Consider the following 4,382-nt stretch of genomic DNA (forward strand, 5'->3'; position numbering starts at 1 on the left):
GCGTGCGCCGCGGGCGTGACAGCGTCTGGCGCAGCGAGGAGGCGGCTGAGCTGGCCGCAGTGCTGGCTGCCTACGCCGAGCCCGGTCGCGAAGGGCTGCTGCGCTATGCACTGGCCACGCGCCTGCTGGGCCGCAGCGCCGCCGACCTTGCCCGCTGCCAGGACGATCAGCAGCAGTGGGACGCCGAACGCGAGGCCGCCGAGCGCTACCACCAGCTCTGGCAGCAGCAGGGTTTCATGCGCGTGTTCCGTGCCTGGCTCGACGAGCAGGCGGTGGCCGAACGGCTGCTGGCGCGGGTCGATGGCGAACGTCGGCTGACCAACCTCCTGCACCTGGGTGAACTGTTGCAAGCCGAAAGCCTGCTGCGCCCGGGTCTTGAGCCGCTGCTCGCCTGGTTCAACCAGCAGCGAGGTAGCGAAGGCGCTGGCGAGGAAGCCCTGCTTCGCCTGGAAAGCGATGCCGAGCGGGTGCAGATCGTCACCATCCACACCAGCAAGGGCCTGGAATACCCGCTGGTGTTCTGCCCCTTCCTCTGGGACGGCAAGCTGCTCGGCAAGAACCGCGACAGCGCCCGTTGCCACGATGCTAATGGCCAGCCGCTGCTGGATCTCGGCAGCGACGCGCTGGAGGACAACCTCGAACGCGCCCGTCAGGAGGTCTTCGCCGAGCAGCTGCGCCTGGCCTATGTCGCCCTGACCCGCGCGCGCGACCGGCTCTGGTTGCACTGGGGGCCTGTGAATCTCTGCAAACCAAAGAAGGATGGCAGCCTAGCGGACGAAGGTCTGCACAGCAGCGCCCTGGCCTGGCTGCTACACGGCCGCGAACTGCCTGGCGAGCAACCGTTGAGTGAGCTGGGCAATCATCTGGCCGATCTCAACGGCGGCAGCCTGCGCCTGGCCATCGAGCGACTGGTGCAGGGAAGCGAAGGCCATATGGCCTGCCTGCCGCTGGAGTCGCGCGAAGCCAATGCACAGGGCCCCGGCCGCGCCGCGCCGCCTCAGCAGCTATCACAGCTCAATCGCAGCCTGCACAGTGCCTGGCGGATCGGCAGCTTTTCCGGTCTTGCCGCCGGCATGCATATGGAAGCGCCCGACCGCGACGCCCTGGCCATCCCCGATGCCGGCGAGCCGGGCAGCGGCTTCTTCGCCTTCCCCCGCGGTGCACGGGCCGGTACCTGCCTGCACGCCATCCTCGAAGACTGGGCGCGCGGCAAAGGCGATCTGGAGGCGCTGGTCGAACCCGCTTTGCAGGCCTTCGGTTTGCCGCTGGAGTGGAAGGAAATCGCCATCGGCCATCTGCAAAAGGTGCTCGACACCGATATGGATGGCGGCGGCCTGACCCTCGCCGCGCTGCAATCGGCCAGACGCCTGCCGGAACTGGGCTTCACTTTTCCGGTGCGGGACCTGGATGTGACGCGGCTGCGCAGCCTGTTGGTCGATCCGGCCAATGGCCTCGCCGAACCATTGCGCGAAGCGGCGACACGGTTGGAGTTCGACAGCCTCAAGGGTTTTCTCAAGGGCTTTATCGACCTGACCTTCGAGCACGACGGCCGCTGGTACATCGCCGACTACAAATCCAACTGGCTCGGTCCGGATGCGAGCTACTACGGCGGCGAACGGCTGCTGCAGGCGTTGGCAGGCGAGCATTACTACCTGCAATACCTGATCTACCTGGTGGCGCTGCGTCGCTTCCTGCGCCAGCGGCTGGCGGACTTTCAAGACGAGCAGCTGGGCGGCGCCTTCTACCTATTCCTGCGCGGCATGCCCGATGCTGGCGTCTACTTCGCGCGGCCGGACGATGCGCTGCTCGATGCGTTGGATCGATTGTTCGAGGAGGGCAAATGATGCGCCTCATATTCGCAGGAGCCCTATCTCGCGAAGGGCGATCGCCCGCTCTTGTAGGAGCCAGCTTGCTGGCGATCCGCGGTGCCGGAACGAGTACTGCCAGCCAGCGGGTTTCTGCTGGTTCGAGGTCGCCACGATGACGAATCTATTCGAGCTTCCGTTAGGCCCACTGGAGCGCGCCTTCATCGCCAGTCTGCAGCGCCTCGAGCCGGATACCCCTGAAACGGTGCTGCTCGCCGCCGCGCTCTGCTGCGAAGCCCTGGCGTCCGGAGACGTCTGCCTGCCGCTCCAACGCTTCGCCGGCAAGCGCCCCTGGCCTGAGGTCGACCTCAGCTTGCCGGCGCTCGCAACCTGGCGGGCGCAACTGGAGGCCTCGCCTCTGATCGGCACATCTGATGATTACGCGCCGCTGATCCTCGTTGGCGACCGGCTCTACCTGGCCCGTTACCAAGCCTACGAGGAGCAACTGGCGGAACAGCTTCTGACTCGCGCAGCGGACGCACCCGATGTCGATGAAGCTCAGCTGAGCGACAGCCTGGCGCGCTTGTTCGCCTTCAATCAGCAAAGCCCCGACTGGCAGCGCCTCGCCGCGGCCCAGGCAGTACGCCGCCGCTTGGCAGTAATCTCCGGCGGCCCCGGCACCGGCAAGACCACCACCGTGGTACGCCTGCTGGCGGCGCTGCTCGAGCAGCCCGGCGGCGAACGCCTGGCCATCGGCCTCGCTGCGCCCACCGGCAAGGCCGCGGCGCGCATGGCCGAAGCGATCCGCAACGCCAAGGCCGATCTGCCGGTCAGCGATGCCGTCAAGGACACCCTGCCGGACGAGGCGCGCACCCTGCACCGCCTGCTCGGCAGCCGCGGCGACAGCCCGAAGGTGCGCCATGACGCGGCCCATCCGCTGGCGTTGGACGTGTTGGTGGTGGACGAAGCCTCAATGGTCGATCTGGCGTTGATGGCCAAACTGGTCGCTGCGCTGCCGCCGAAGGCGAGACTGATCCTACTCGGCGACAAGGACCAGCTGGCCGCCGTGGAGGCCGGCGCGGTGTTCGCCGAACTCTGTGAAGGGCGCGGTTTCGATAGTCAGGCCGCGACCGATCTGCAACGCATTACCGGGCAGGCCGTACCGGTCGAGACGCCGCGCTCGCGCCTCGGCGATGCGGTTGTGCTGCTCACCCACAGCCACCGCTTCGCCGGCGACAGCGGTATCGGCGAGCTGGCGCGGCGAATCAATGGCGGCGACGCCAAGGGCACGGTGGCGCTGCTGCAGGAGAACCGCGCCGATCTTGTCTGGAATGCCACGCCAACGTCCGCCGCATTGATCGAGCGACTGGAGCAGGGCTATTCGACCTATCTGCAGGCCGCACGCCAGACCGATCCATCCGCCGCGTTCGAGGCCTTCAACGGTTTCCGCGCGCTGACTGCCCAACGCGAAGGCGCCTTTGGCGTCACCGGCATCAATGAGGCGCTGGAAGCCCGCTTCAAGCGTCGCCTCAGCGTGCCGGCGCGCGAACGCTGGTACCCCGGCCGCGCGGTGATGGTCCGGCAGAACGACTACGCCCTGGGCCTGTTCAACGGCGATATCGGCCTGTGTCTGAAAACCGAGCAGGGGCTGCGGGTGTTCTTCGAGGGCGACGAGGGCTATCGTGGCTTTGCCCCGGCACGGTTGCCGAGTCATGACAGTGCCTTCGCCATGACCGTGCACAAAAGCCAGGGCTCGGAGTTCACCGAGGTGCTGCTGGCCTTGCCGGAACAGCCCAGCCCGCTGCTGACGCGCTCGCTGTTCTACACGGGCATCACCCGCGCCAAGCGCAAGGTGGAGATCTGGGCGCTGCCGGCGCGGCTGGCCGAAGCGGTCAATACCCGCGCCGAGCGCGCCGCAGGATTGGCCGAACGCTTGGCCCTCCCCAGCGCTCAGACCAGAGCCACAGAGGCAGTGCCGGCGGCCAAGCCAGATGAGCCAAAAAGCGATCAGCTCAGCCTGTTCTAAACCGTGCGCGCCTGCTCGAAGCCGGCATGATCGCTGCTCATCGCCGCCTGTTTCGTGAAGCGGTTGTGCGTATGGCGCTCGGAATTCTGTTCCGATGCGCTTTCGCCAAAAGCCGACACCGGGACTTGCGATGAGAACCTTCTTTCTTCTGCTATGGGGCGCACTCAGCCTGTTCATCAGCACCGCGGCGCTGCGTGAACTCTGGCTCGCGCCGTCCGTGGCCAGCGGTTTCGCCCTGCTGCTGGTGGTCTATTACATCGTCTGCTTCTTCCAGCTGATTCGCGCCGCCTACCTGCCATGGGGGCTGCTGGGTGCGTACCGGCGCAGCGGCTACTGGCTGTGCCTGATCCTGCTGCCGCTGACGCTGATCCCGCTGTACGCCGCCTACCAGATCTGGGAGCAGGGCGGTTACGTTGCAGTCGAAGCCTCGTTGCACACCGAATGGCTGCACCTGCTGCTCGGTTGGCTGCAGGACGCCCTCGGTTATCTCGGCCCGCTGCTGGTACTCGGCGCGCTGGGTGTCGGCATGGCGCTGATGCTGCTGCGTCTGC

The 4,382-nt window shown here is 66.8% G+C and carries 3 protein-coding genes; all 3 read left to right on the forward strand.

Annotated features, from left to right (window positions below):
- Positions 1-1,844: 3'-5' exonuclease (locus LO50_RS09125; RefSeq protein WP_044314782.1), on the forward strand; the 1,844-nt coding region annotated here is incomplete at its 5' end.
- 136 nt (positions 1,845-1,980) lie between these two features.
- Positions 1,981-3,831, forward strand: a complete 1,851-nt coding sequence (recD, locus tag LO50_RS09130; protein WP_044314783.1) for an exodeoxyribonuclease V subunit alpha — start codon at positions 1,981-1,983, stop codon at positions 3,829-3,831.
- A gap of 130 nt (positions 3,832-3,961) precedes the next feature.
- The coding region (locus LO50_RS09135; RefSeq protein ID WP_044314784.1) for a hypothetical protein at positions 3,962-4,382 on the forward strand (421 nt) is incomplete at its 3' end.

The organism is Stutzerimonas stutzeri, assembly GCF_000935215.1.
In the GTDB taxonomy this organism is placed as follows: Bacteria; Pseudomonadota; Gammaproteobacteria; order Pseudomonadales; family Pseudomonadaceae; genus Stutzerimonas.

Excerpts from the sequence above, each read along its gene's own strand:
- recD (WP_044314783.1), top strand. The coding sequence starts at position 1,981 with ATGACGAATCTATTCGAGCTTCCGTTAGGCCCACTGGAGCGCGCCTTC.